The organism is Neobacillus terrisolis (assembly GCF_051233475.1).
Taxonomy (GTDB): Bacteria; Bacillota; Bacilli; order Bacillales; family Cytobacillaceae; genus Bacillus_BU.
On the sequence record NZ_JBKFGH010000018.1, the window covers coordinates 77115 to 103152 of the forward strand.

At 38.3% G+C, this 26038-nt stretch carries 25 protein-coding genes, 1 tRNA gene, 2 pseudogenes and 1 riboswitch; of the genes and pseudogenes, 8 read left to right on the top strand and 20 right to left on the bottom strand.

Annotation, left to right across the window (positions count from 1 at the left end; translation table 11 throughout):
• Positions 1 to 60: 60 nt before the first annotated feature.
• The 3 genes and pseudogenes from ACI48O_RS12350 to ACI48O_RS12360 form a co-directional block, all read right to left on the bottom strand.
• Positions 61 to 669: pseudogene (locus ACI48O_RS12350) on the bottom strand (vitamin B12-dependent ribonucleotide reductase); the annotation flags it as partial.
• Positions 670 to 945: 276 nt separating this feature from the next.
• Positions 946 to 2901: pseudogene (locus tag ACI48O_RS12355) on the bottom strand (vitamin B12-dependent ribonucleotide reductase); the annotation flags it as partial.
• 366 nt (positions 2902 to 3267) lie between these two features.
• On the bottom strand, positions 3268 to 4104 hold the full coding sequence (locus tag ACI48O_RS12360; RefSeq protein WP_435562120.1) for a lipoate--protein ligase family protein: 837 nt from the start codon (positions 4102 to 4104) through the stop codon (positions 3268 to 3270).
• Between the two features lie 186 nt (positions 4105 to 4290).
• On the opposite strand from ACI48O_RS12360, the gene ACI48O_RS12365 reads away from it, so the two are divergent.
• Together ACI48O_RS12365 and ACI48O_RS12370 are read left to right on the top strand one after the other, a co-directional pair.
• On the top strand, positions 4291 to 4671 hold the full coding sequence (locus tag ACI48O_RS12365) for a rhodanese-like domain-containing protein (RefSeq protein WP_435562121.1): 381 nt from the start codon (positions 4291 to 4293) through the stop codon (positions 4669 to 4671).
• A 568-nt stretch (positions 4672 to 5239) separates the two neighbouring features.
• Positions 5240 to 5386: an FbpB family small basic protein gene (locus ACI48O_RS12370; protein WP_435562122.1), complete on the top strand. Its 147-nt coding sequence runs from the start codon at positions 5240 to 5242 to the stop codon at positions 5384 to 5386.
• A gap of 82 nt (positions 5387 to 5468) precedes the next feature.
• On the opposite strand, the gene gcvPB is transcribed toward ACI48O_RS12370, so the two are convergent.
• The 3 genes from gcvPB to gcvT all read right to left on the bottom strand — a co-directional run bounded on the left by gcvPB (position 5469) and on the right by gcvT (position 9513).
• Positions 5469 to 6929: an aminomethyl-transferring glycine dehydrogenase subunit GcvPB gene (gcvPB, locus tag ACI48O_RS12375; RefSeq protein WP_435562123.1), complete on the bottom strand. Its 1461-nt coding sequence runs from the start codon at positions 6927 to 6929 to the stop codon at positions 5469 to 5471.
• Positions 6922 to 8268 carry an aminomethyl-transferring glycine dehydrogenase subunit GcvPA gene (gcvPA, locus tag ACI48O_RS12380; RefSeq protein WP_435562124.1) on the bottom strand — a complete coding sequence of 449 codons (1347 nt, stop codon included), beginning with the start codon at positions 8266 to 8268 and terminating at the stop codon, positions 6922 to 6924. Before gcvPA ends, gcvPB begins: the two co-directional genes overlap by 8 nt.
• A 138-nt stretch (positions 8269 to 8406) precedes the next feature.
• Entirely contained in the window at positions 8407 to 9513 is a 1107-nt protein-coding gene (gene gcvT, locus ACI48O_RS12385; protein ID WP_435562125.1) for a glycine cleavage system aminomethyltransferase GcvT, read from the bottom strand.
• Between the two features lie 180 nt (positions 9514 to 9693).
• Positions 9694 to 9782: riboswitch (glycine riboswitch) on the bottom strand.
• 278 nt (positions 9783 to 10060) lie between these two features.
• On the opposite strand from gcvT, the gene ACI48O_RS12390 reads away from it, so the two are divergent.
• On the top strand, positions 10061 to 11749 hold the full coding sequence (locus ACI48O_RS12390; RefSeq protein WP_435562126.1) for a DEAD/DEAH box helicase: 1689 nt from the start codon (positions 10061 to 10063) through the stop codon (positions 11747 to 11749).
• Positions 11727 to 12533, top strand: a complete 807-nt coding sequence (locus tag ACI48O_RS12395) for a YqhG family protein (protein WP_435562127.1) — start codon at positions 11727 to 11729, stop codon at positions 12531 to 12533. Before ACI48O_RS12390 ends, ACI48O_RS12395 begins: the two co-directional genes overlap by 23 nt.
• Before the next feature lie 92 nt (positions 12534 to 12625).
• Here the strand turns inward: ACI48O_RS12395 and ACI48O_RS12400 are convergent, their stop codons facing one another.
• From ACI48O_RS12400 to comGA, 9 genes are read right to left on the bottom strand one after another with little or no spacing between them, the layout of a single operon-like run.
• Complete coding sequence (locus ACI48O_RS12400; RefSeq protein ID WP_435562128.1) at positions 12626 to 12805, bottom strand: YqzE family protein; 180 nt, start codon at positions 12803 to 12805, stop codon at positions 12626 to 12628.
• Between the two features lie 52 nt (positions 12806 to 12857).
• Positions 12858 to 13352 (bottom strand): shikimate kinase, encoded by a 495-nt coding sequence (locus ACI48O_RS12405; protein WP_435562129.1) that lies wholly within the window; start codon positions 13350 to 13352, stop codon positions 12858 to 12860.
• A 15-nt stretch (positions 13353 to 13367) separates the two neighbouring features.
• Entirely contained in the window at positions 13368 to 13748 is a 381-nt protein-coding gene (gene comGG / locus ACI48O_RS12410; protein ID WP_435562130.1) for a competence type IV pilus minor pilin ComGG, read from the bottom strand.
• Positions 13749 to 14282, bottom strand: coding sequence for a competence type IV pilus minor pilin ComGF (gene comGF, locus ACI48O_RS12415; RefSeq protein WP_435562131.1), 534 nt, complete (start codon positions 14280 to 14282; stop codon positions 13749 to 13751).
• Positions 14167 to 14499 (bottom strand): hypothetical protein, encoded by a 333-nt coding sequence (locus ACI48O_RS12420; protein ID WP_435562132.1) that lies wholly within the window; start codon positions 14497 to 14499, stop codon positions 14167 to 14169. The genes comGF and ACI48O_RS12420 overlap by 116 nt, the downstream gene beginning before the upstream one ends.
• Positions 14483 to 14923: a competence type IV pilus minor pilin ComGD gene (gene comGD / locus ACI48O_RS12425; RefSeq protein ID WP_435562133.1), complete on the bottom strand. Its 441-nt coding sequence runs from the start codon at positions 14921 to 14923 to the stop codon at positions 14483 to 14485. Before comGD ends, ACI48O_RS12420 begins: the two co-directional genes overlap by 17 nt.
• Complete coding sequence (gene comGC / locus ACI48O_RS12430; RefSeq protein WP_435562134.1) at positions 14923 to 15237, bottom strand: competence type IV pilus major pilin ComGC; 315 nt, start codon at positions 15235 to 15237, stop codon at positions 14923 to 14925. Before comGC ends, comGD begins: the two co-directional genes overlap by 1 nt.
• Before the next feature lie 27 nt (positions 15238 to 15264).
• Complete coding sequence (gene comGB / locus ACI48O_RS12435) at positions 15265 to 16293, bottom strand: competence type IV pilus assembly protein ComGB (RefSeq protein WP_435562135.1); 1029 nt, start codon at positions 16291 to 16293, stop codon at positions 15265 to 15267.
• Positions 16286 to 17356, bottom strand: coding sequence for a competence type IV pilus ATPase ComGA (gene comGA, locus ACI48O_RS12440; RefSeq protein WP_435562136.1), 1071 nt, complete (start codon positions 17354 to 17356; stop codon positions 16286 to 16288). The genes comGB and comGA overlap by 8 nt, the downstream gene beginning before the upstream one ends.
• Before the next feature lie 142 nt (positions 17357 to 17498).
• Between comGA and ACI48O_RS12445 the strand changes: the two genes are divergently transcribed.
• From ACI48O_RS12445 to ACI48O_RS12455, 3 genes are all read left to right on the top strand, one after another.
• Positions 17499 to 17570: transfer RNA gene (locus ACI48O_RS12445), tRNA-Gln, on the top strand.
• Positions 17571 to 17878: 308 nt separating this feature from the next.
• The gene (locus ACI48O_RS12450; RefSeq protein WP_435562137.1) at positions 17879 to 18583 is read left to right on the top strand and encodes a helix-turn-helix transcriptional regulator; all 705 of its coding nucleotides are present in this window, start codon (positions 17879 to 17881) and stop codon (positions 18581 to 18583) included.
• 125 nt (positions 18584 to 18708) lie between these two features.
• Positions 18709 to 18951 (top strand): DUF2626 domain-containing protein, encoded by a 243-nt coding sequence (locus ACI48O_RS12455; RefSeq protein ID WP_435562138.1) that lies wholly within the window; start codon positions 18709 to 18711, stop codon positions 18949 to 18951.
• A 44-nt stretch (positions 18952 to 18995) separates the two neighbouring features.
• Here ACI48O_RS12455 and ACI48O_RS12460 read toward each other — a convergent pair whose 3' ends face one another.
• Both ACI48O_RS12460 and ACI48O_RS12465 read right to left on the bottom strand, forming a co-directional pair.
• On the bottom strand, positions 18996 to 20090 hold the full coding sequence (locus tag ACI48O_RS12460) for a class I SAM-dependent methyltransferase (RefSeq protein WP_435562139.1): 1095 nt from the start codon (positions 20088 to 20090) through the stop codon (positions 18996 to 18998).
• Between the two features lie 196 nt (positions 20091 to 20286).
• Positions 20287 to 20913, bottom strand: a complete 627-nt coding sequence (locus ACI48O_RS12465) for an MBL fold metallo-hydrolase (RefSeq protein ID WP_435562140.1) — start codon at positions 20911 to 20913, stop codon at positions 20287 to 20289.
• 334 nt (positions 20914 to 21247) lie between these two features.
• Between ACI48O_RS12465 and ACI48O_RS12470 the strand changes: the two genes are divergently transcribed.
• The gene (locus ACI48O_RS12470) at positions 21248 to 21421 is read left to right on the top strand and encodes a DUF2759 domain-containing protein (protein ID WP_435562141.1); all 174 of its coding nucleotides are present in this window, start codon (positions 21248 to 21250) and stop codon (positions 21419 to 21421) included.
• Between the two features lie 72 nt (positions 21422 to 21493).
• Here the strand turns inward: ACI48O_RS12470 and ACI48O_RS12475 are convergent, their stop codons facing one another.
• From ACI48O_RS12475 to ACI48O_RS12485, 3 genes are all read right to left on the bottom strand, one after another.
• Positions 21494 to 22633 (bottom strand): YqgU-like beta propeller domain-containing protein, encoded by a 1140-nt coding sequence (locus ACI48O_RS12475; RefSeq protein WP_435562142.1) that lies wholly within the window; start codon positions 22631 to 22633, stop codon positions 21494 to 21496.
• Positions 22634 to 22839: 206 nt separating this feature from the next.
• Entirely contained in the window at positions 22840 to 24027 is a 1188-nt protein-coding gene (locus ACI48O_RS12480) for a M14 family metallopeptidase (RefSeq protein WP_435562143.1), read from the bottom strand.
• A 51-nt stretch (positions 24028 to 24078) separates the two neighbouring features.
• A complete protein-coding gene (locus tag ACI48O_RS12485) occupies positions 24079 to 25953 on the bottom strand; it encodes an LTA synthase family protein (protein WP_435562144.1) in 1875 nt (624 codons plus the stop codon).
• Positions 25954 to 26038: the final 85 nt, after the last annotated feature.

Below are 26038 nucleotides of genomic sequence, written 5' to 3' on the forward strand. Positions count from 1 at the left end.
TAGTATTTGATAAAAATAAAAAAAGAGGAGGGAAAAATTTTTTCCATCCTCTTTTTTGTATTATAGACCGCATTTTAATTGAGCGCCGCAGTTTGTGCATGTGTTGCAGCCACCCATTTCTTCAACAGTACCTTTACGGCATACAGGGCAAGTGTTACCAACCTCAGAACCGATTGTCACATTTGTTTTGCGGAGTTCAATTACTGTATCAACAAGAACAACGTGTTGATTCTTTGCTTTTTCTTTCAACATCTCTTTTGATTCTTCAAAGCTGTTTTCTTCTGCTTTAAGTGTTAATACTTGGCTATCACGTGATCCGTCTACATAAACGGTACCACCTTTAGCGCCACCTTTGTATAAGCGCTCATAAACCTTCTCAACCTGTTCAACGCTGTAGCCCTTTGGTGCATTAACAGTTTTACTAATAGAACTGTCAATCCAGCGCTGGATAATACATTGCACATCAGCATGGGCTTCAGGTGCAAGTTCCATTGCAGTAACAAACCAATTTGGTAAGTTATTCGGATCTGCTTCAGGATGTTTATCAAGATATTCTTGGACGATGTCTGCTTTTACTTCAATAAATTTACCTAGACGACCGCTTCGGTAATAAGAGAAAGAGAAGTAAGGTTCAAGACCAGTTGATACTCCGACCATTGTTCCAGTGCTCATAATTGTTACTCTCTATTTCTAGAGGGTGGGATTATTAGTACCCACTCCATATGTCGCCATATGGATCAGACTATATCATCAACCAATTGATATTTTTCGGTTGCTCGGCATGTAGTCGTTGAGGGGTCAGCCACGACTTCCCTGCGGATTGACCGCAATCTTAGATTTTTACCTAATCGTACTGGCAAGTACAGGTACTAAGATATACTCGGTGTTTCCCGCATACAGCCAAGTTTACGCTGCATTTTTACAAAGGCAGGGGGCAACAAATTTACCCGTTGGAGCAACAGTCAGTAAGTGTGAATTGCGAATTCCATTTTCTAAGATCGATTGACGAACATCCTCAGGCATTTTCTTCATAAAGCCTGTGTTAATAAATGTTTCACGAAGACGATTGGTTTCTTGTTCTGTGTTACCTACTAAATATGGGAAACTTCCTTTTTCTTTTGCCAATTCAACTGAAGTTCGGTAAGCAGTTGTTGCAATTGTTTCAAACACTTTGTCAACTAGCTCATTTCCTTTTTCAGAACCATACTCAGTTTCACAATAGATTAGTAAGTCGTGTAAGCCCATTACACCTAGTCCAACACGACGTTCGCTAAGTGCCTGCTTTTTGTTATCTTCAAGGAAGTATGGTGTTGCTTCGATTACGTTATCCTGCATGCGTACACCAACTTCAACTGTACGCTTTAATTTTTCGTAGTTAACTGTTTTTGTTTCTTTGTCTGCCATTTCAGCTAAGTTAACCGCTGCAAGGTTACAGACGGAATATGGTGCGAGGGGTTGCTCCCCACACGGGTTCGTTGCAACAACTTTTTGACCATAAGCCTGGGCATTTGTCATGTCATTTGCATTGTCGATAAAGAAAATACCTGGTTCAGCTGAGTAAGTTGCGCAAATATTGATTAAGTTCCAAAGCTCTTTTGCTTTGATTTTCTTGTAGGTGCGAACTTTGTAACCAAGTTTACCCCATTCACGAACGTCACCAACTTTGTGCCACTCTTCGTTGTAAATTTTCATGCCTTCAGCATCGTAGCTTTCAACATCTGGGAAACGAAGCTCATACTCGCCATCATTTTCGACCGCTTCCATGAATTCCTTTGTTAAACAAACCGAGATATTCGCTCCGGTTAAAAACTCAGAGTTGTGAACGCTATATGTTCCACCTTCTCGAAGCTTTTCCTCAGCGTCAGCAATAATTTGCAAATCGAAACCACCAAAACCAGGAATGTTTTTATAGTTAACAATTCCTTGATACATTGCTTTTTCTTGCTCAGTTAGCGGAGTATATTTCAACTTATCTTTTGCTATTTTTTTAATGGTTTCATCTTGTGTGTTTTCGATCAAGAAACGCAAAATTCTTGGATTCTGCATTTTTGAGATAATAAATTCAATGATGTCAGGATGCCAATCAGCCTGCATAATCATCTGAGCACCCCTGCGCGATCCACCTTGCTCAACTAAATGCGTCAACTTCGCAATATCATCCAACCAAGAAACCGAACCGGATGACTTTCCGTTTACCCCTTTAGCCAGCGTATTCCGTGGACGTAAAGTTGACCCATTTGTTCCAACCCCGCCACCACGGCTCATGATTTCCATTACCTGCTTGCGGTGTTCAGAAATTCCTTCACGGGAATCCGGAACAAACGGCATCACGTAGCAGTTGAAGAAAGTAACTTCCGTCTCAGCACCTGCACCGTATAAAACGCGTCCGGCCGGAATGAAGTTTAAATTCACAAGCTCCTGATAGAACTTATCGAACCACTCTTTCCGCTTCTCTTCCGTTTTTTCAACCGATGCAAGCCCTGTTGCATTTCGCTTCGCAATTTGCTCATAGAATACCTCAAGCGGCTTCTCAATTACATCTAGCGAACGTTTAATGACTCCGGTGGATGCTTCCTCAGGATCATCCAGTACCCCTCGGAACTCTTCATCTACTAAAACCTTAGCTGTTTTGTTTTCCCAATCAATATCTAGAATGAAACCAAGTCCGCGTGCCGGGAATTTTGGATCTTCTTTAATGGTGAGAACGACGAAGTCTCCGGTTGTTAAGGTAATTTTTTCTGTATCCTTAAACGTATAACGATCAAGCATAACCAACCTCGATACCCCTTTATGAGTAATATTCATTTCAGAGGTAATCGGGTGAACCTGTGGAAACAAGCGGATATCCTCGTTCAACCTTTCAATGTTCATATTCATTTTTTGTGGTAGCACAACAGACATGATCACATCTCCTTCATTTAAAAATTGTTCTAGTACGTCTCCTAATGACCAATCTGATAAAACATCTGTAAATCTAGTTGTTTTTTTAAGTCATTCTAAAGTTATCATAATCAAAGTTTGAATTCAACATATAGTATCGTTAATATTTTCGACACCACTATATATTGTGTTAGAATTCAAGTAATCATTATTTTGTCAAACATAAAATAATCTAGAAAAAAGAGAATAAGAGAGAAAATAGCGGAAATTCATCATAATAAGAGAAATTTCAACAAAATTTCAAGGTTGCACTTTCTATTATCAGAAAATAGTTACCTCATCATAGTGAAAACTTCCAAAATAAAAAAAGCGAATTTCTCGCTTTTATCAACGCTTATAATTCCACTCATCACTTTCATAACGATCCCGGGCTAACTTATTTACCACCTCTTTTTCTTCTGAGGTAAGCTCATATGGCTCTAGCTCAATATTCAAGCCTTCTGCAAATCCCTTACGAAATGCCTCCTTAGCCTCTGTTAGTGTAATGGAACGTGAGCAAATATCATTGATGGCAACTGCTTTATTTTTAAAAGCTTTTTGCATCCGTTCTTTAATACGCTCACTTGGATATTGAAACAAACTAAAAAGTTTTTCTTCATCTAGGTCTAGTAATATCGAACCATGTTGAAGAATAACCCCCTTTTGTCTCGTTTGCGCGCTTCCAGCCACCTTCCGTCCTTCCACAACGAGCTCATACCAGCTCGGAGCATCAAAACAAACAGCGGAACGGGGATTCTTTAGCGACTCCTTTTCTTCATCTGTCCGAGGAACCGCGAAATAGGCTTCAAGTCCCAAGTTATGAAACCCTTTTAAAACCCCTTCGGAAATAACTCGATACGCTTCTGTGACCGTCTTAGGCATATTAGGATGGTCTTCTGAAACGATTACACTATAGGTGAGTTCATGCTCGTGGAGAACCCCGCGGCCACCTGTAGGACGCCGGACAAATCCAAGCTCATGCTTCTGAACAGATTCCATATTAATTTCTTTAGCCACTCTCTGAAAATACCCAATCGAAAGAGTGGCTGGGTTCCAGCCATAGAATCGAATCGTCGGAGGTATTCTCCCTTCGCTATGCCATTCTAATAGAACCTCATCTAAAGCCATATTAAATGATGGAGAGCCCTCTCCTGAATCGATAAAACGCCATACCTCTTTTCCCATTGCGAAAAACCTCTTCTTTGCTGTTAATTAAGATTAATAACAGTCTATCAAATCTGTTAATCAAAACAAACTATGAAGACTTCGGACAAATTTCGCCAAAAGTTTTTTGGGTATTTCCTTTACTCTATGGTAGCTACCCCATTATAATTATAGATGGCTTATGATAGCTTGAAAGGAGCAGAAACATTGGACACACTATATTTCCTACTGATTATGCTTGGAGCCTTCCTAATTTACTCTGTCATTACGTGGCTCTATCAGCGAAAAATTGTAAAAACACTGAAAGAAGACGAGTTTCGTGCTGGTTATCGAAAAGCTCAATTGATTGATGTTCGCGAACCAAATGAATTTGACGCAGGCCACATTCTCGGTGCAAGAAACATTCCTCTATCACAAATGAAAATGCGGATGAAGGAAATTCGCCCTGATAAACCTGTTTACCTATATTGCCAAAGTGGCATGCGGAGTGGACGTGCAGCACAATTATTATATAAAAAGGGTTATAAAGACCTTTCCCATCTTGAAGGCGGCTTCAAAAAATGGTCCGGTAAAGTAAAAGCCAAATAATTTTTTAGCAGAGGCTGATCACGCGCGTTGATCAGTCTTTTTATTTGGGAGCTTTATTCTAAAAAATCAGGATGGGGGCTTCAGCTTGTTCCATAAAGCTTTATAGGTGACCATAACACGGAATACATGAGCATATGTTTCGAAGTTGTCCTATAAAATTTGAAGCTTGTCCTATATATATTTTGAAAGTTGGTCCATAAATTTCAAAAGTTGGTCTATATATTTTGAAATTTGGTTCATATATTTTTTGAAATGTCCCATTTCCACATTTAAACGAGCATAACGCCCTGGCCACGAGCAAATATTTCACACAAAAATAGAAAAATCCTTAAAAAAAAGGGAAATTTCAAAAAAAATTGAAGAATCCCTCTAAAAATTAATCATTTTTATTAAAAAAATCGAGAATTTCCACAAAAAAATCAAAGTTTCTTCAAAAAACCATAAAAAAACCGCATTCCACCCCCAAAAAAAGTTACATTATTCGCGAATGTTCGATTTTTTGTAATATTTAAGTTATTCAAAAGGTTTTTACTGTTGCTATAATGTTAATCAAAGGGGGAGATGAAAAATGAAAAGAAAAATCCGCAAAAACTTTCAACAGCTTATTATTCAAAATCGCCTAGAGATTAAGGCCAACCCTTATGAAATGGAAAGAATTGAAAAGAAGCTTGAGGAAAAACATTCAAGAGCGATCATGACCTCTGAAAATAACTAATTAAATAACAAGAAAAAGCACTTTCCTACTATATAAACATAGAAAAGTGCTTTTATTTTTTAGCACCAACAAAAACTAATGCCTAGCTTTTTTGATACCTCAATACCGGTTTCCGGGCGGCCAACGCTTCATCCAGCCTTCCAACGACGGTAGTGTGAGGTGCCTCCTGAACCATTTCCGGATGATCCTCTGCCTCTTTGGCAATCTGGATCATCACATCAATAAATGCATCTAGAGTTTCCTTCGATTCTGTTTCAGTCGGTTCAATCATGATGCATTCCTCCACGTTCAACGGGAAGTAAATGGTTGGCGGATGGTAGCCAAAGTCTAGCAGGCGTTTGGCTATATCTAATGTACGCACCCCAAGTTTTTTCTGTCTTCTTCCGCTTAAAACGAACTCATGCTTGCAGTGCTTATCGAACGGTAAATCATAGTATGGAGCAAGCCTTCTCATCATATAGTTAGCATTCAATACCGCATTTTCTGTTACGGCTTGCAAACCGTCTGGTCCCATCGAACGAATATACGTGTATGCCCGAACATTAATGCCAAAGTTGCCATAGTATGGCTTCACTCGGCCGATTGACTGCGGGCGGTCATAATCCAGAACGTATTCTTCACCCTTTTTATCAATAATTGGTTTCGGTAAAAATGGAATCAATTCCGCTTTCACGCCAACAGGGCCTGAACCTGGTCCCCCACCACCATGTGGCCCGGTGAAGGTTTTATGCAAATTCAAATGAACGACATCGAAGCCCATATCACCAGGACGTGCTTTAGATAAAACTGCATTTAGGTTGGCTCCGTCATAATAAAGCTTTCCTCCGGCTTCATGAATGATGGCGGCCATTTCTAAAATATTCTCCTCAAATAACCCAAGTGTGTTTGGATTTGTTAGCATTAACGCAGCGGTATCCTCCCCGACGACACTCCTTAAATCGTCAAGATCCACCAAACCATCCTCATTGGATTTTACCGTGATCGTTTCAAAACCCGCGACTGTTGCGGACGCTGGATTGGTGCCGTGTGCAGAATCTGGGACAATTACCTTCGTTCGCTTGTTATCTCCGTTTGATTCATGGAAGGCTCGAATCAACATTAAACCAGTCCACTCTCCATGTGCACCTGCTGCTGGCTGCAATGTTACTTCATCCATCCCTGTTATTTCCTTTAAGTGTTGCTGCAGGTCATACATTAATTCTAAAGCCCCTTGCACCGAGCTTTCGTCTTGGAGTGGATGGAGATGGGCAAAACCATTAAATCTTGCAACAACTTCATTTATTTTCGGATTATATTTCATCGTACAAGAACCGAGCGGATAAAAACCGGAATCAAGCCCGTGGTTTCGTTTAGATAATGCAGTATAATGGCGCATGATATCTAGCTCAGATACTTCAGGAAGTCCTGGTTCCTCCACTCGCAAATAATCAGCGGGAATGAGTTCAGCAATATCTGTTACAGGCACATCCATCTCCGGTAGACTGTAACCAATCCGGCCGGGAGTGCTCGATTCAAAAATCAGCGCTTGATCGTGTTTATGCATGAATATCCCCCAATTCCCTTACAAAAATATCAATTTCTTCTTTAGAACGCAATTCTGTTACAGCAATCAGCATATGTCCTGATAACTCGGGATAATCCCTTCCAAGATCGTAACCGCCAATGATTCCCTGTTCCAGCAACTTTTGATTGACTGTTTTTACCGATTTATTCAGCTTAATGACGAACTCATTAAAGGATGGACCGTTAAAAGCCATTTCAAAGCCTGCTTCTGACAATGACTTTTTCGCATAATGGGCCTTTTGGATATTGGCAAGTGCCATTTCCTTTACTCCTTGTTTGCCAAGCGCTGTCATTGCAACAGATGCCGCTAATGCATTCAAAGCCTGATTTGAACAAATATTGGACGTTGCTTTATCACGACGAATATGCTGTTCACGCGCTTGAAGTGTAAGAACAAAGCCACGGCGCCCTTGGTCATCAAGTGTTTGACCCACAAGTCTTCCCGGAACCTTCCGCATTAATTTATTGGTTACTGCAAAAAATCCGCAATGTGGCCCGCCGAAAGCTGTTGGAATTCCAAACGGCTGTGCATCACCTACGACAATATCGGCACCGAATTTCCCAGGAGGTGTTAATGCTCCCAGCGAAAGAGGATTGCTTGAGACGACAAACATCGATTTTTGAGAATGGACGATTTCTTCAATTTCTTTTAATGGTTCAATTTGCCCGAAAAAGTTTGGATATTGAACGATAAAAGCGGCTACCTCTTCTGAGACAAGCTCTTTTAGAGCAGCTAAATCCGTTACCCCTTCATGATAAGGGATTTCAACCACTTCGATGTACTGTCCCTTTGCGTATGTTTTTAATACATCCTTTGCTTCCGGATGGACAGCGCTTGAAACAAGTACTTTTTTTCTCTTTGTTTGTCCAGCGGACAGCATTGCTGCTTCTGCCAAGGCAGTTCCCCCATCATACATGGAAGAGTTTGCCACATCCATTCCAGTTAACTCACAGATCATGGTTTGAAATTCAAAGATAGCTTGAAGCTCTCCTTGAGAAATCTCTGGTTGATACGGTGTATAGGCGGTATAGAATTCGGAACGTGAAATCACATGATCCACAATCGTTGGAATGTAATGGTCATAAACACCTGCACCGAGAAAGGAAGTATATGACTTTAAGTCAGCATTCTTTCCTGCTAGTCGTGATAATTCTTTTAGTAAAGAAGGTTCAGATTTCGCAGGTTTAATTTGATATTCTCCCGTAAACCGGACCGGCTCCGGAATATCATTAAACAATTCAGATACTGAGTTGACACCGATGGTAGACAGCATTTCCTTTTTATCATTGTCTGTCATCGGTAAATAGCGGTGTTTCATTGCATTTCCCCCAATACTATTTCCTATTTTATGTTTGTTGATTTCCGCTCCAGGTGCTCCCGTGACACCTTCTCCCGCAGGAGTCTCGCACCTGCAGCGAAGATCAACAAAGTAAGCTTAATAATTATGAACAATTTTTTATTTTCTACTTCTTTTATAAAACGGGGTTTGAACTACTTGGGCTTTTATGCGTTTCCCGCGAATTTCAACTTCGAGTTCCGTACCTATATGAGTATGTTCTGCATGTAACAAAGCAAGACCGATGTTTCTTTTTAGAGTAGGCGATTGGGTACCGGTTGTGACCTCGCCGATTTTATTGCCATCTTTGAAAACGGGGTAGCCGTGTCTTGGGATGCCGCGGTCGATCATTTCTATACCAATAAGCTTTCGGGCCGCTCCCTGTTCACGTTGTTTCTTAAGTACGGCTTTTCCGATAAAATCATCTTGTTTATTAGTCTTTACTGCAAAGCCAATTCCTGCCTCGATCGGCGTAATATTTGGAGAAAGCTCTTGGCCATAGAGAGGAAGCATCGCCTCAAATCTTAACGTGTCCCTTGCCCCTAAGCCACAAGGAAGTATTCCTTCGTCCCATCCAGCTTCAAGTATATCCTGCCATAATGACACAACATCCTTAGCAGAACAGTAAATTTCAAACCCATCTTCTCCCGTGTATCCTGTCCTGGACACTAAGGCTTCAATCCCATTCAAAGCAACGCCTGTTTCAAATTGAAAAAATCCAATATCGGTTAAATTCATTTTTGGACTAAGCTTTTGAAGGATTTGCTCTGAAAGAGGTCCCTGTAAAGCCAATTGCGCAGTTTGTTCCGATTGATTCTGTAATTTTACATCCCCTTCAAGATGTTTTGCGAGCCAATTGTAATCTTTATCAATATTTGAGGCATTGACAACCAGCAAGTAATGATAGTCAGTCAGTTTGTAAATTAATAAATCATCGACTGTGCCCCCATTTTCATAACACATTGCGGTGTATTGAGCAGCCCCTCTTTTGATTTGTGAAACATCATTTGTCATCATTTTTTGTAAGAAAGAAAGACTGTCGGGTCCTATAACTTCTATTTCTCCCATATGTGAGACATCGAATAAGCCAGCCCTGGTCCGAACTGCTTCATGCTCTTCCTTGATTCCTGAAAATTGAACAGGCAGCTCCCAGCCCCCAAAATCGATGGTTTTGGCACCATATTGTTTGTAAACTTCAAAGACAGGTGTTCTCTTCAACTCAGACATTGTTTTCCCCCTCAACATTACTTGGTTAGCACGCTTGAAAACCCTTTTTTCAGAAACTAAAAAAGGACAGAAACCTCCCGTTGTTCAAACGGTGGGTCTCTGTCCTGGCACCTGAAAGTTTACCGTAACCGGCTGTCCCCTTTGGTGGCTCCATTAAAGTCGGAGCGCTCTCCAGAGTTGCGTCAAACAAGAGTTCTTTTGCCTGAGAGATTCGCATGAGTGCTTGCTCCTTCGGCGCTACATAAAGTAGTCTCTCCCCTTGTTATCATTCGCACCAATATTTTTTTCATACTTGGATACACTAATACCCAAATAATGCGAAAAAACATTTTACAGATTTAATAATGTGGCAAATTTCAAAACTTATTAACTATTTCCATCCTACCATCGATAAGCCTGGTTGAGCAATATATTATTACTTTGTTAATTTAAAGTTCTGTAAATTTTGGCTGTTGATTTGCGCTCCAGGTGCTCGCTTCAATCAACAGAGAGGAAAAAATCAACATTGTTCTTTAACACAACCTAATATATAAAGGAGCTGTAAATTATGTCCGTGCAAATCGATTTTGATTCATCCTGGACGGATGAATTTTTGCAAAGAATGACAAATGACGGACCATGGGGAAATTGGGAACTATTCAAATTGGCGGTAGATGTCGAAAAGCATACTGTTATACCTGAGTTTGAAGGACTTCAGGCACCCTTACATCTCCCAGATTTAACCCCCCTCCCACACCAGCTTGAGGTTGCCAAGCAAGTCTTTGAAAACATGAACGGAAAAGCTATATTAGCAGATGAGGTTGGACTTGGAAAAACCATTGAGGCAGGTTTGATTTTAAAAGAATATATGATTCGGGGTCTAGTAAAAAAAGTATTAATTCTCGTTCCTGCTTCATTAGTAACTCAGTGGGTCATGGAGCTAAATTCAAAATTCTTTATTCCAGCTGTTTCCCAACGAAAAAGCTATGTTTGGGAGCAGTTTGATGTCGTAGTATCATCAATTGATACCGCAAAGCGAAGCCCTCATCGCGAAATTATTTTTGAACAAAATTATGATTTAATCATTATTGATGAGGCTCATAAGCTAAAAAACAATAAAACAAAAAACTATGAGTTTGTCCAAAGCTTAAAAAAGAAATTTTGTTTATTGCTAACAGCTACTCCGATTCAAAATCGAATTGAAGAAATCTTTAATCTCGTTTCATTACTTAAGCCTGGTCATTTAGGAAATGAAACAGCGTTTTTTGAAAAATATAAACGGGAAGCCCGTTCCATTAACGATGACCAGCATTTAAAAGATCTCGTCAATAAAGTGATGATTCGCAACCGTAGAGCTGATACAGGGATCGAATGGACGAAACGAAAAGTCGAGACCATCCCGATTGAATTTACCGCGGAGGAAAAAAACTTATATGATTCCATCTCTAACTTGCGTTCTGAAGATAATTGGATTACTTCAAGCCAATTTTCATTAATGACCCTGCAGCGGGAGGCCTGTAGCAGTCGTGAAGCAGTTTATTTTACATTAAAGAACATGCTCGAAAAACAAGAAAATCCAACGCCCTATTTTGCCGAAACAGTTCAAACATTAATGGCAAAAGTGGAGGCGATTCAAACTAACTCAAAAGCAAATAAGGCGCTTGAATTAATCCAATCCGTTAATGATAAAGTAATTATTTTTACAGAATATCGGGCAACCCAAATGTATCTGCAATGGTTTCTTAAACAGCATGGCATTACCTCCGTTCCGTTCCGAGGCGGTTTTAAGCGCGGCAAAAAAGATTGGATGAGGGAACTGTTTCAGAAGCAGGCTCAGGTGTTAATTGCCACTGAAGCGGGTGGCGAGGGGATAAACCTGCAGTTTTGTAACCACATCATCAATTTTGATTTACCATGGAATCCGATGCGATTGGAGCAACGGATTGGCCGGATTCACCGACTCGGTCAGGAAAAGGATGTAATGATTTATAATCTTGCTACAAAAAACACAGTGGAAGAGCATATTTTAAAGCTGTTATATGAGAAAATCCATCTGTTTGAGAAAGTAATTGGCGAGCTGGATGACATTTTAACGAAATTAGAGTTTGGCAATTTCGAAGATCATTTGATCGATATCTTTGGCCATTCAGCATCTGAAGGTGAAATGCGGATTAAGATGGAGAATTTAACTTCGATGATTCAATTTGCCGAAGAAATGAAAGCAGGTGAAACAAGTGCAGCAGCAGGAAATTCATAATTTTTTAGAACGCTATTTTCAATCAAACAGCTGTGAAATTTTAGACAATCAACGTGGATACATGGTTGTTCAGCTAACAAATGAGCTGGATAAAGAATTAATGAACCGCCCCTTCTATTGGCATTATCTTGAGAAAACGGGCGGAATTCCAAACCCGATGATACTAACGTTAATCACAAATTCCCAAATGGCGCCGGATCATGTTAAGGGAGAAACGATCCATTTTGGCTCGCCCCGTCTCCATCAAATTTTCAAGTCTGCAAAAAGCTTAGCAGGCTATATCCGGCTCTACGAAAATCACAATCAAAGCCCCGGTAGGCAAACACCGATGTACCCTTGGCTCGGGCTTAATGTAAAAATCTCCTACCAATGTGATCGCAAGCGTGATGTTTTTAAATCGATTGGGCTCCAGCTAATTAACGGAGGAATGATTGAAAATTTTCATGATCGGCTCCTGCAAATTTCCTTAACTCCCAAAATCCCTGACTATTCTTTTACCTTATCCCCGCTTGTTATGCCGAAAAGCGGTATAAAAAGAATAGAACAATACTTAAGAACTGGCATCGAGCAAGAAAATCACACGTGGGCAGATGAAGCAAGAATGAGATGGAAGCAAGACTTAGATCTCCTGCATCACTTTTATGAAGAGGATGAAAATAATGAGAACTTTGAAGTAGAAAGAAAAGCCTTACAAGAACAGTATGAACCAAAAATCAAGATCGAGATTATTAACGGCGGCTTGTTTTATTTAACTGACAACGCGATTGAAAAACTTCCTATTTAGTAATCGGATAAACCCAGCTCTTAGGTACGTAAGCGCGAATATACCAATAAACAAACGAAGGAGACTAGCCGCAATACGGTTAGTCTCCTCTGCTATTTCCTCCGTTTCAACATCGTGATTACTGCGTAGGGGATAACCCCAAACCAGTGATATAAAAACGGTTCTTTTGTCTCTTTTTTTTCGTGCTTTTGTTTCTTTCTAATATCCTTTGGCTGATCAATATATTTTACAAATGTTTGGGTTATATATTTGACGTAATCATTGGTTTTCATTGAACATACCTCCGTTCGTACTTCCGATAACAGTATGTCCAAATCTAATCCTTTAAAAACTTGAAATGATTTCTTTTACGATTGAAGCTACATCTTTCCCATTCGTATCCACCTTAACATGACAGCAATCCTCATAAATAGGGTGCCGCTGTTTGTATAAATCCAGGAGGGTATTTTGCTTATCTTGTTTCAGTAATGGTCTAGTTTGGTCGTTCTGGAGCCGCTCCAAAATAGCCTCAGGGTCAGCATCTAAAAAGACTACTACTCCATGTTCCTTCATCCACTGCCTATTTTCTTCTTTTAAAATAATTCCGCCCCCAGTCGTAATTACGGCATCCTTTGCCGGAAGCTCTTTTACCATATTCGCTTCAAGCTCTCTGAAGTAAGCCTCCCCTTCTTCAGCGAATATTTCATTGATGCTTTTCCCCTCTTGTTTCACTATTTCTTCGTCCGTATCCAATACCGGCACTCCAAGAGCCGTAGCTAGTTTTTTACCAACCGTCGTTTTCCCGGCGCCCATTAAACCGATCAAATAAATTGCCCGCACTTTTCTATCCCCTGTTCAATTCTTTTCCACCCATTTTATCATTTTTTTGAGAGATTTGTTATAATAAGCAAACCCAATTGCCTTTTCACCAGTTGTAAGGGTTATTGTAAAAGTAATTTTCAGTGTAGTCCCGAGATCCTCTTTACTAAAGTTCACTCTCCCCCTTGTTAAATTCAATACTCCCGTGTTCATAATTGGGTCCCCATTCTGCAATTGAATTTCAAGTTTTCTTACAGAATATAAAAATAAGTATTCCTGCTTTAAGATTGATTCTGTTTCATGGGCTAGTTTTTTTTCAATGACATATTGCTGAGTATAGATGGCAAAAAAGGTCGAAGCTAATAAAAGAATGGTAAAAGAAAGAGGATAGATAAACCCTTTTTGATTATGAAGCATTCAATAAACCACATCCCTAATCAGGACAGGCACGGCTTCTCGATATTGATTGCCGTATAGATCCGTAACACTTACAGATACCCCGTTAAGGAGCCTTTCAAATTGAAAAGAATGAACTTGTTGTAACAGGATTTCATGTCCTTTATTATCCACTCTTCGCCTTAAATTTGCCCCATATTTCTCATAAATGATTAATTGTCCATCTCTTTCTAATTGCAATCTTTGACTGGAAACAGAAATATTTTGACTCATTCTTATTTCCTTTTTGATTTGGCTTATAAAAATCTCCCACTCTAAGCGTTGAATCCTCATTTCAATAGGATGCTGATGGATAAGGATTGGGACGATCACAGGTAAGAAAGAAACAATTAGACAAAAAATTGAAAAGGATAGAAGCACTTCCGCAAGTGTAAACCCTCTACTGTTCAGGACTTTGACATGTTTTATGGACGTTTGCATCAACATCTTTATACTCAACACACACCTTTTTTTGTGACATCTCCTCACTCCAGCGGATTTCGTACGTTGTGCCATTTAACAAGAGACTTTTATCCTTTATTGAGTCTCCTTCATCCACCAACAGTTCTAATTCATCATACAAAAGATGGAGGGCCGTGTTTTGTAACCTAAGTAGTTCAGCTTGCTTAGAAACCACCATAACCATTGGTAATAAGAATCCAGTTACTAAAAGCCAGGCTGTTAATGATAAGAGCATCTCAGCTAAAAAATACCCCTCATTCCTTCGTAACATAGAACCTCCCTTTTCCAATTTGAAACGTCATTCGATACGTTTCAGCTCCGATTCTGATAAAAAAGGAGCCGAAACGTGATATATTACCATCCGCTAAAAATTGAAAATAAAGTGGTAAAGTACCCTCGGTAATTTTAATTTCATTAGAGTACTCTCGTTCCAAAAGGATTGGACCATTTATATTTTCTCGAAAATAATAATAATTCCGCTCTGACATGATGTTTACTGTTATCGTAGTCTGGTGTGAGATGGCATACTGCTGTGCTAAAAACAAATCGGATTTTAACTGAGAAAAAAACACGCTCTTCTCCAGGTAATAGTATTGGGGTTTTAGTAAAAAGAGGGAGGCAAAAGAAATAACTAAGAAGATTGAAAATACCAAAAGCGTTTCAGTCAGAGTAAAACCCTTTTCATTCCAATCCATCAGGAGCCACTTTGAGCAACAGACACCTCACCATTCGATCCGATCACAATATTAGAAGATGACGGACAAGCGGTTTGTCCACTTTTTAAATAGCCATCATCAATTAAAGCTTGGAGATCGGCAGGGTATTGGTTATGGTCCATTTTATAAGCCTGAACTTGAGCTTCAACCATTTTTACATAAGCCTTACAGCCTTTGTCATTAATGGTGGCGTTGTGTTTTGAAATATTTGGAATCGTAATAATTAGCAAAACCGAAATAACTAACAAAACAATCATCATTTCTATTAATGTGAAGCCCTTTTCATTTTTCATATTTTATCTCTCCTTAAAATAGTCGATTTATAATCCATCTAACATATGGAACATTGGCAGCAGTATCGCTAAATACATTGACACAATGGTAAAGCCGATCAGTAAGTACAAAAGGGGTTGAATAATTTTTAACTTCTTCTCAATCTGTCCCTCTAACATCACCACACAATGCTTACTGTAAAAGGAAAGCTCTTGAGCAAGCTTCCCACTATCCTGTCCGTGCTTAATAATATGAGCAAGCTCTTTTTCAAAAACAGTAAAGGTCGAAACAATCGTATCTAAGCGGTCGCCTGTCGATAGTTTTCGCCGTACTTCATTACAAACCTGTCCATAAAAAGGCTGCTCAAGATTATTCTCAAACATCGTTAACGCTTCTAAAACCGATAAACCGCCTGATAACAAGTAGCTCATTTGGATCGAAAAATAATGAGTAAACCAGCTTTTAGTTAAGGATCCAATAATCGGGATTTTAACCACTTGGCATCTTTTTTCTAGAGGTGATAGGTGTCGGAATCGAATCAGGTAGTACATTAACAGAATGAGGAATATGACTAGGAAGCTAAATAACAAAAGTGGAACAAACTCACTAAACAAGGTAATAAAGCTAGTAAAAACATTCGGTTTAAGATTCATCGATGCAAAAATAGAATGAAACCTTGGAAGTAAAACTTGTTGTACAAAGTAAAACAAAATCGCAGTAATAACCATTAACACTGCCGGATAATTAAACATTTTGATCATTCGTTTAACATCTTGATTTCGTTTTAAAATAAACGTACTTCCCTCTTGAATCGCTTCTGCTAAACCGCCGTGCTGTTCGGCGAAATAAACATAGCCAACCAAGCTTTTATTAAAGTGAAGTTTTGTTAATATTTGATGCAAAGGATATCCTTCACTTAGTTGTAAAATGCAGCTTTGTATCGCTGTTTTTTTGTTGTCAGGGAAATAAAAGGCCAAGCTCTCAATCGCCTCAGCTAGAGAATAGCCCCGTGAAAGTAATTCCCCGGTCCTTTGTAAAAATAGTGCTTGCTGCTCTTGGCTCCATTTTTTACTCATCTTGAAACACCCAACGCTCGTATTCATCTTCTTTAATAAAGCCTAAGGCAATTCCCTTTTTAATATAGTCCTTCAAAGTTCGATAAGGGTAATAATCCTGGGGCCGTTCTCCCTGCACTTCTTTCAATACATTCGATAAAGCTTTCCCGCTTAATAATTCCATAACATTTGCCCGTTTCCATCTTCCAGAGGAAAAGCAATATGGTGAGCATTCATGGCTGCAGAATGGGCAAGTTAGTTCTACTAATCTCTGTGCTGTTACAGCGACAAGTGTTTGTTCAATTTCTAACCAGTTCACCCCAAATTCTTTTAATCGGAATAGCGCTCCCTTCGCATTACGAGTATGGAGAGTACTCAACACTAAATGGCCCGTTAAAGCGGCTCTGACAGCAATTTGAGCCGTTTCAGCATCTCTTATCTCACCGACCATAATAATGTCGGGGTCATGCCTTAAAATAGCTTTAAGACCCGTAGTGTAGGACACACCAGCTTTCTCATTTACTTGCACCTGAAGCACCTTGTCATATTCTTTTTCGATGGGATCTTCCAATGTGATGACATTTCTTTGGAATAAATGTGAGGTTTCATTTAACAGAGAATAGAGCGTAGTGGTCTTTCCTGAACCGGTTGGTCCTGTGAAAATAATTAAACCGTGAGAATGCTTTAAGAGGGCAAATAATTTTCTTGTCATAACTGGGAACAAACAGAGTTGATAGAATGGGATATGCTGCTGTTGTGGCAATAAGCGGATCACTAAACTTTCACTGTTGCTAGCGGGCAAAGTTGATAAACGGAGGCCAATTATGCGTTGATCTACCTCATAGGAAAAAGCACCACTTTGAGGCCGCCTTCGCTCCCCAATGTCCATGGATGCAGTAAATTTAAAGTGGGAAATAAGTCGATCACAATCTTGTTTCGGAAGGGAGTATTTAGGGATCAATTTGTTTCCAATTCTAAGTTGTACAAGGGTGTCTGCTTTACGGGGGAGGAAATGGATGTCGGTTGCACTGTTGCGGACTGCGTCAGTAATGACTCTTTCGGCTAATTGCTCGATCGAGCTCAAAATGAATTTTCACCACCTTTTTTTATGATGAATGTTAGATTCGAGATTATTCGATTAATTCCTTCATGTTTTTTAAAATATTTTTGTATAAAATCAAAACTTTATCTCATAATATTATCGATTCATCTTTTAAAATATGTTTTGGGCTATAGCCAAGCGGTAAGGCAACGGACTTTGACTCCGTCATGCGTTGGTTCGAATCCAGCTAGCCCAGTCCGAAAAGCACAACGATAGCACCCCTTCTAAAGTGACAAAAAACGCAAATATTCTAATTAATTTTCCATATTTCGACATTCGAAATGGTAACAGTTCTCAATTATAACAGTTCAACTAGATCTTGGAAAAAACCTTATCATTACTAGCTTCGTTCTTTTATATAACAGCTTTGATCTGTTCAACATTTCGACATTTTCTTGTGAACTTTTTATAAACATATAGTGTTAACCTTGGAAACCTCATTCCCAACTTCCAATACCTGTATTATAATGTTACTAAACTAATGTAGTTCTGAGGTGAACATGAATGGAGCAAACCTTAAAAATAACGAATGTATTATCTGATCCAACGCGTTATTATATCTATCAATACATTACCAAACGCCACCAAGAGGTCACAGTTCAAGAAATAGCGGACGGCTTTAATATTCATCCAAACGTTGCTCGACTTCATTTGTCGAAACTTGAAGATGTTAACATGCTTGTCTCTGAAACAAAGAAAACAGGTAAAGGCGGAAGACCAAGCCGACTCTATCGTTTAAGCGATGATGTCATCCAGCTTAACTTCCCATATCGTGACTATCAATTATTGGCTAACATTGCTATGCAAACAATGTTTTCATTAGGTGAAGAAGGCAAAAAAGCCCTTTACACTACAGGAAAACGCTTTGGCGCTGAACTAATCGAGCAAGAAATGGCTTCGCAGCATCAAAACAGTGAAGAATTATCCTTTGACCAAAAGCTAAACATTATTAAAAGCGCGGCTACACTTGCTGGTTTCTATCCTGATTTTGAAGCAAATGAAGATCAGACAAAAATCTATTTCGAAATCTTTAATTGTCCTTTCAAGGAAGTAGCAGCTGATCATACAGAAGCTGTATGTAGCATGCATTATCAATTCTTAAAGGGTATGTTTGAATCTTTATTTTCCTCTATTGAACTCGTTGAAAAAGAGAATATGATAACTGGCTGTAATTCCTGCAGCTATCAAGCTTTAGTCCATATTCAATAATTCCTGCTCACTTTCTTGTTTGAAAGTGGCCCCTTGTCCAAAATAGTGAAATTTTGTTTGATTTTTTCGACATTTCATTTATAATATTGATGTGATGGACAATAGGGGTTAAAGGAGGGATACCGATGGATCGCATGTACAGAGTTTTAGGATTCTGGACAGGTATTTTCGCAGTCATGTTTTATTTAGGTGATATGTTTACCACGTCCTTAATTTTCTTCGGTCAAACTGGATTTTTCGTCTTGTTAAGCTACTTGAAATTGTCCGAACGCATGTATATTTATATCTTCGGTGCTTATTTAACGGTTTTCTTTGTAGGTTTTACATACTGGACAACCTTTATGATGGTACCGGGGGCGACGCACTAAAGTTTTAGCCATAAAAAAAGCGATGGGTTTTTCCATCGCTTTTTTTATTTTCTTCCATTCCAATCGGTGGCGAATGTCGGTAATCCTTTGTGCTGAAGAATAGCGTGAAAAGATGAGCTAATCCCTGAAGGCATGATTAAGCTTCTGATTGCTCTGTTTCGCTTGCTTGTTTCTGAAAACGGGTTTGGATCAAAATGGTTTTGCAGCTCCTCTAATATCCCAATGGAAAGAAAAAATTGGTCCTGTCTTAATTTATCAATATAAGTAAGACCCGACTTTTCTCCAAATTCAATCAGTGCATCAAAGTGAACGTGACTTGTAATATCCATATCTCCTGGATGTAACAGGATATCGTTAACCATCTGGTGCTTAAAATAACCTCTTAAACTTCCCTCTTTTCTTTGTGGCTCCATCCATTCCACATTTGTATAGCCATAATCTACAGTTACGGCTATCCCCCTCAAAAGTACCTTTGAAAGAGAAGGGATTAAATCCAGCATTGCCAGCGGTATTTCTATTCTTTGCCCCTCATTTATCTCAAGCTTTTGCATAAACATAAAATCTACTATTCTTTCATTGTTGAGCGGAACCGGCTTTTCAATAAGTCGATTGTTTTCCATAGTAACCATTACTTCAAAAAGTTCATTGCCTTGTTTCTGAATTACATGTACAGGAAGTGCATCAAATAATTCATTTGAAAAAAGGAACCCTTCAAAAGGTGTAACGTCATCAAGGCTTTTTACTTGTTTTAGATGATTACCCATTTGAAGCTTTCCTTGCTGCAGCTTACGATGAAAAGGGCTAGCCTCAACCATTGTATAATTTAAGGGAATAGTCATGATTTGATTCCATTCATTTATAAACGATTGGGCAAATCGGCCCGTACCCGCACCAATTTCACAAACATTTGCAGGCAATCCATAGTTGACAACAATTTGACTAAACCATTTAGCCATCAACTTTCCATAAATATCTGATACATTACTTGTAGTAAAAAAATCACCTTCTCTGCCAATTTTCTCGCGTTCCTTCATGTAGTAGCCAAGTTCATCGTGATATAATACCATATCAATAAAATCAGCATAGGTAATATATTGGTTCGGTGCATTGAGGATATGATTTTTTAATAAATGTTCCATAATCTCTCCTTTTTTATTTTCCACTATTGACATAGTGTTAACTTTATAATAAGGTTAAAGTAGCTTAACTTTATCCCCTCCCATAATGTATAGAACATCCCCCAGAAAAACCCTTCTCTCTTGAGAAGGGTTTTTCATTTTTTCAAAAGGACTACACGAATGAACTGGAGTCGTAACATCTAAAAATTTTTCCTAATTAAAAGCCATTTAAATATGGATTGGAATCCATTTCTTGGGCAATGGTCGTAATCGATCCATGACCGGAAAGGACAATCGTTTTTTCAGGTAAAGTCAGCAATTTTTCATGGATGCTATTGATCAGCTGTTGATGATTTCCACCTGTTAAATCGGTCCGACCTATGCTTCCATTAAATAACGCGTCGCCTGCAAGCACGATTCCTTTGCTTTTGAAATAAAATGAAACACTGCCTGGTGAATGACCGGGTGTCTCAAAAATTTGAAAATCGAATGAACCAATCCGAAATTCCTTCTCTTCAGATAGGATATAATCTGCGGGCTTTACCCGAACCAATTTTCCGAAAAATTGAGATCCATTAAGGGATGGGTTCAGCAGCCATTTTGCTTCCTTCTCATGAACATAAACAGGGATTTGAAAGTGATCTCTAATCAAATCAACTGCACCGATATGATCGAAATGAGCATGGGTTAACAGGATCGCTTTGGGCTTAAGTTTTTGCGAAGTGATGATATGAATTAATTTGTCCCCTTCTTCACCTGGATCTATAACTAAACATTCCTCATCTTTTATTATTAAGTAACAATTCGTTTGCAATGGCCCCAAAGGTATTTGCTTCCATTCCATAAAAAAACCTCCAATATATATGTGATTTTCCACTTGCCTGAGTTTTTACACCCCTTTTATGGGAAAATCTATAAGTTTATTCTACAATATTTGTTAAGAGGAGTAAAAGTAGCATAGCTTAGATATCATAGTATACAAGAGCTACTACATCGGGTAATGACTCTATTCTAATCTAATCAGAACTGTTTTTTGGACCTCGACAAATGAATAAAAAAACTATAAAATAGAAACGAATGTGAATATTTTGGATATTACATACAAAGAGGGACAAAGGAAGTTGCTCAAAGCTTCGTTTTGAGTTACTTAAAACACTTTTGTAAAAGGGGGATATGTTATGGGCTTAGTCATTATTTTTGCTGTAGTAACAATTTTTGCTGGTTATGGGGCATTTAGTGCATTAAAGAACAAGAATTTCCTTGGTCTATTTTTTGGTGCAGCATCTTTTGCTGTTTTCGGCTGGTTTACTGTCATGACTCTTTTAAACCATGGGTTTCCAACTGCGCACTAATTTATTGTTTTTATCAAATGGATGGGTTTACATCGAATAAAACGGGCTGCTTTCAGGCAGCCCGTTTTATTTTTATTCTTTTACCATTGAGACGGTTTTCTTCGAACGAAGATCAATTATGTTTTCAAATTGATATCCATATAAACATAAGTCCCCATTAGGAGAACATTGAATCGGTTTATTTTCCATGTCCTCCAATATAACCTCTTCTTTTTTGACATCTAGGTGATAACGTACCAATTGAAACCCTTCCTTATATGTGTCTGCTGAACCACTTGATAGTGGACGAAAGGTAATAAACTGATGATGTTGATCATTAAAATCGTGAAAGGGAATGAGCCAGTCAGCATATCTAGTTAACTGAGGAAGCTTAAAAGTTTGAAGAAGTTTAAGTTGATTTGAATAAAAACTGTATACCGCTTCGTTTTTGTCTTCGCCGTCAATAGATAAGGTTAACAATACATCTTGAAAAGCAAACAATTGGAAAACATTTGTTAAATGGACTTGCTCCACCTTGGTTTCTGCCGTATTTTGTTTGATTACAGGGGCGAAAAAAGCCAAATCATCTAAATCCCAATCTAAATAAAGCCATTCATCACTGGTTAACCAAACTGCAAATGGTTGTTTCGTTAACAAGCTTTCTTTAAATTCTTGAGATTGGATGTGTAAAATCGAGACCGTAAAATCCCATTGTTCATCAAATGATGTCACTAAAATACGATCTTCATTGAAGGAATTCCACACAAATGCCAATTCCGATGAAAGAATGGTTTTACGAGTAAGAATTTTTCCTTCATCATTTATAACTGTCATAATCCCCTGCTCACTTGAGGAAGAAGAATGGATTAGTAGTTTTTCTCGTGAAGGGCTAATTATTACTTCTAAAATTGGTTCTGGACTTTCCAACACTTTTTCCGATTTTCCTGAAAAGATATTATATGTATACAGAGATGAACCTTGATCGAAGTTCGTATAATAAACAATGGTTTCATCATCAATCCATCCCGCAATTTTGCCAAGTTCACCATTGGAAATGGGGATTGGATTCTGAATCTTCCTTTTGGTAGTTGACTGCCCATTTTGTTTGGATTCATTTCCAGGCTCCTGTTTTACTTCACGTCCATTTGCCGATTTTCCCTCTGTGCAACCGGTAAGGAGCAAAATTGAAATAAAAAGCAAACATAAAGCAAAGGCAAATCTTGTTCTTACCATACCATCCCCACACCCCCTTTTTATTCCTCAAATAACAATACGTAAAAAATTTAAAAATGTTTCACCAAATTCTTCTAATTTCTATTTTAACAGGAAAAAAAGCCGAGACACCGGCTTTACTAATTTTTTTAAATGTTTTTACAATGAGTTTTATTTTATAGACTTTCCCTTCAAAAAACAAGATTCACAATGAGTAAAAATAAATTTTACATATAAAAAGACGCAATTAATATCGGTAAAGTTTTATGATAAATAGAATTAAATTGTGAAAAAGGTAATGGATTAATCCCCTTTCCCAGTTCGAGTGTAAAACCCGGTTTGCGAAATTCCTGAATAAACCAGTCTTTATAGCCAGCATGGGAATCAACATATTGAACCGCTTTATATCCGCTCACCCGCTCAAACTCGTTGGCAATAGCTGCTGACTCTGGTGGTTCCAAGCCTTCATACCCCCAATAAAACTCCTCCCCTTGGGTATGAAGAGCAACCAGACGATCAAATTGTGAGTTCTGAGCTAAAGCAGCCATCGCAATGGCTTCAGGCTCTGTTAGCGGAGCTTCACCAGGATAATCGCGAGGAGCAGGTGCTTTGGGTTCCTTTCGCACCTTTTCAATCTCCCAATTTGCGGAAAATTGATTATTTAAATCCACGCCTCGGATATTTGCTTTCCACGCGGTAAAATCCGTGCTTCCTCCGTTTATTTTTACAACATCGTTCCGAATTGATTCAGGAGGTCCGTTTAAAATGAGATCAACCCCATCAGGATTTACCATCGGGACAACAGATAAGCTGATCCTTTGATAAAATGGCGCCATGAAAACACCATTAATCGAATGCCAATTAGTTAAAGCCAATAAGTAATCATTTAAAAATCTCATTATTATAGATGTGGTAATCCATTCATTAGCATGGAAGGATGCATTTATATTGATTTTCTTATCACCGCTGCCAAGCCGAATTTCCGGAATAGCATTTCCAAGTACTGATTCTCCAATCGAATTCACTTTAATGAAAGGGTAAATGTTTTGTAATGATAGGATGTCTGTGCACATAGTTGAATAATCATAGTGCATTTTCCGATTTATTAGCGGGGTGATAACACGCTTAGGTATTATTAAGTTTTCTCCCTTTATCAAAGCATTCGGATTAGCAGACTGATTAAGGATTACAATCGCATCAGGTGCTATCTTGCATGAATTGGCTACGCTCCAAATCGTGTCTCCTTCTTTAACACAATACGGTAATGAAACAAAACCAGGAATATTAATTTCATCTCCAGCACCAAGTTTTTTTGGATTAGAATCAGGATTAGAATCAATAATAAGATTTAACGGTAAAGTAAATAGCTGACTATAGTATTCGAAAGAATCATTTGTTCTAACCTGTATCTTCATGACTATCCTCCTTTCCCGTCACATAATAACTTTATGAACTCTTTAAAAAATTTATTTCGGATTTAGATTGGATTGAGATGCACCTTGGTTAAATCTGAGTAAATCGCCATTAATAATTTTATCAGAGTAATTCAGCCCTGTTTTTGCTTTTTCCAGATAAGGCTCGCAATTGATTCTTTCGGCAGGTTCTCCCGTATCTTTTCGATAGCACGTGTCTTTTGTATATAGATAATCCTTTGTAATAATGCTTCCGTCCCTTAATACGGTAAAGTCCTTGTCTTCTTTTGAAAATAAATCTGTACCAAATTCGATATTTCCTTTCGTCTCAATCCCCAGCAGGTGAAGTAATGTCGGTTTAACATCAATCTGACCTGAAACAGTTGAAATGGTTTTGCCTGTTTGTCCTGGGATATGGATGATCAAAGGCACCCTTTGTAATTGAGCACTTTCAAAAGGAGTTATTTCCACTCCCAAAAACTCTCCCATTGCCTTATTATGGTTTTCAGAAATTCCATAATGATCCCCATAAAGGATGATGATCGAGTTTTCGTATAATCCATTCACCTTTAGCTGTTGGACAAACCGTTTTATTGCTTCGTCAGTATATCGAACGGTTAAAAAATAATTATTCACGGTTTTATCTTCAGAATTATATGGAGCTATAGACTGTGATTGTTCATCTAATTCAAACGGAAAATGATTCGTTAAGGTAATCATTTTCACATAAAAAGGTTGGGGCATTTCGGTTAAATGCCTCATCGATTGATCGAAAAAATCTACATCCTTAAGCCCCCACCCAACAGAATTCGTATCATTTACTTGATAATCTTCTAAACTATAAAATCGTTCGTACCCCAAGGAATCATACATAATATCTCTGTTCCAAAACGTTTTATTATTAGCATGCATGGACGCAGTATAATAGCCACGATTATGTAGAATTTCAGGTGTTGCACTATACTTATTTCCCGAGTGAGTGAAAAAAACGGCGCCTCTGCTTAACGGATAAAGCGAATTTTCAATAATAAATTCAGAATCAGAAGTTTTGCCTTGCCCTGTTTGATGATAAAAGTTATCAAAATAATAACTTTCTTTAATAAATTGGTTTAGAAATGGTGTGATTTCTTGTCCATTAACAGTCTCATTGATGACAAAGTTCTGCATGGATTCCATCGAAATGAGGATAATATTTTTCCCCTTCGCAATCCCAAACAAGTCTTGATTTGGTTGTTGATAATTTGCATTGATATAGTTATTAATTTCCACTAGTTCACTACCATCAGCCATTGCCCGCTGTGCAGATGATTTTGACTGTAGAAACACATCATAAAGTTGATAGTTAAAAGCGCCAATATTTTTCACAAGCATTTCCCGATCAAATGTCCTTGTAAGTAATTGAGGACGTTCCATTTCTGCTAACCCAAGATTAAAAAAGCCAATCGCACAGGCTAACAGAAAATATATCTTTCTCTCTTGTTTACTAGCCTGAAAATTAGTAAACACATTTGCCTTTCCTTTAAATAAAAAAAGCAGCACAAAAAAGTCGGTGAAATAAAAAGCATCGCTAAACTTAACTAATTCATGAAAACTGCTGCCAAGATCATTTAAATTGCTCGTTTGAAACAATACAGGTATCGTTAAATAATCATTGAAGAATCGATAAAATAACACATTTGCAAACAATGTGACGGAGAGGAGAAAGCTTGATGTTAAAAGGTAGCGTTTTTGCTTTTTCACATTCAAAAAAAGGCTTATCCCGAAAACAATTAACAAGAAGCTAAGGGGATTAATAAATAAAATAATTTCCTGTGTCCAGTTTTCTATTTTTATATCAAAGCTAGTTTTATAAACAATATAGGTTTTCAGCCAAAGCAATATTGTAGCGGTGATGATCATTGCTCCTTTTGGCCATTTTTTGATATACATAGGAATACCTCCCGAGACAAACGGAGTATTATCTTTTATCATATACGGCTGTCCTTTAAATAAGACGAATTATAACTAAAAAAGT

Coding starts and splice junctions, on each gene's coding strand:
- gcvPA (WP_435562124.1), bottom strand. CDS start 8,268: ATGAAACACCGCTATTTACCGATGACAGACAATGATAAAAAGGAAATG.
- comGD (WP_435562133.1), bottom strand. CDS start 14,923: ATGGATTGGAATGAAAAGGGTTTTACTCTGACTGAAACGCTTTTGGTA.
- ACI48O_RS12390 (WP_435562126.1), top strand. CDS start 10,061: ATGTCCGTGCAAATCGATTTTGATTCATCCTGGACGGATGAATTTTTG.
- ACI48O_RS12360 (WP_435562120.1), bottom strand. CDS start 4,104: ATGGGAAAAGAGGTATGGCGTTTTATCGATTCAGGAGAGGGCTCTCCA.
- ACI48O_RS12450 (WP_435562137.1), top strand. CDS start 17,879: ATGGAGCAAACCTTAAAAATAACGAATGTATTATCTGATCCAACGCGT.
- ACI48O_RS12485 (WP_435562144.1), bottom strand. CDS start 25,953: ATGTATATCAAAAAATGGCCAAAAGGAGCAATGATCATCACCGCTACA.
- gcvPB (WP_435562123.1), bottom strand. CDS start 6,929: ATGCATAAACACGATCAAGCGCTGATTTTTGAATCGAGCACTCCCGGC.
- ACI48O_RS12460 (WP_435562139.1), bottom strand. CDS start 20,090: ATGGAACATTTATTAAAAAATCATATCCTCAATGCACCGAACCAATAT.
- ACI48O_RS12470 (WP_435562141.1), top strand. CDS start 21,248: ATGGGCTTAGTCATTATTTTTGCTGTAGTAACAATTTTTGCTGGTTAT.
- comGB (WP_435562135.1), bottom strand. CDS start 16,293: ATGAGTAAAAAATGGAGCCAAGAGCAGCAAGCACTATTTTTACAAAGG.
- comGF (WP_435562131.1), bottom strand. CDS start 14,282: ATGGCACAACGTACGAAATCCGCTGGAGTGAGGAGATGTCACAAAAAA.
- ACI48O_RS12400 (WP_435562128.1), bottom strand. CDS start 12,805: ATGAAAACCAATGATTACGTCAAATATATAACCCAAACATTTGTAAAA.
- gcvT (WP_435562125.1), bottom strand. CDS start 9,513: ATGTCTGAGTTGAAGAGAACACCTGTCTTTGAAGTTTACAAACAATAT.
- ACI48O_RS12455 (WP_435562138.1), top strand. CDS start 18,709: ATGGATCGCATGTACAGAGTTTTAGGATTCTGGACAGGTATTTTCGCA.
- ACI48O_RS12480 (WP_435562143.1), bottom strand. CDS start 24,027: ATGAAGATACAGGTTAGAACAAATGATTCTTTCGAATACTATAGTCAG.
- ACI48O_RS12475 (WP_435562142.1), bottom strand. CDS start 22,633: ATGGTAAGAACAAGATTTGCCTTTGCTTTATGTTTGCTTTTTATTTCA.
- ACI48O_RS12420 (WP_435562132.1), bottom strand. CDS start 14,499: ATGTTACGAAGGAATGAGGGGTATTTTTTAGCTGAGATGCTCTTATCA.
- ACI48O_RS12465 (WP_435562140.1), bottom strand. CDS start 20,913: ATGGAATGGAAGCAAATACCTTTGGGGCCATTGCAAACGAATTGTTAC.
- comGG (WP_435562130.1), bottom strand. CDS start 13,748: ATGCTTCATAATCAAAAAGGGTTTATCTATCCTCTTTCTTTTACCATT.
- comGC (WP_435562134.1), bottom strand. CDS start 15,237: ATGAAAAATGAAAAGGGCTTCACATTAATAGAAATGATGATTGTTTTG.
- ACI48O_RS12370 (WP_435562122.1), top strand. CDS start 5,240: ATGAAAAGAAAAATCCGCAAAAACTTTCAACAGCTTATTATTCAAAAT.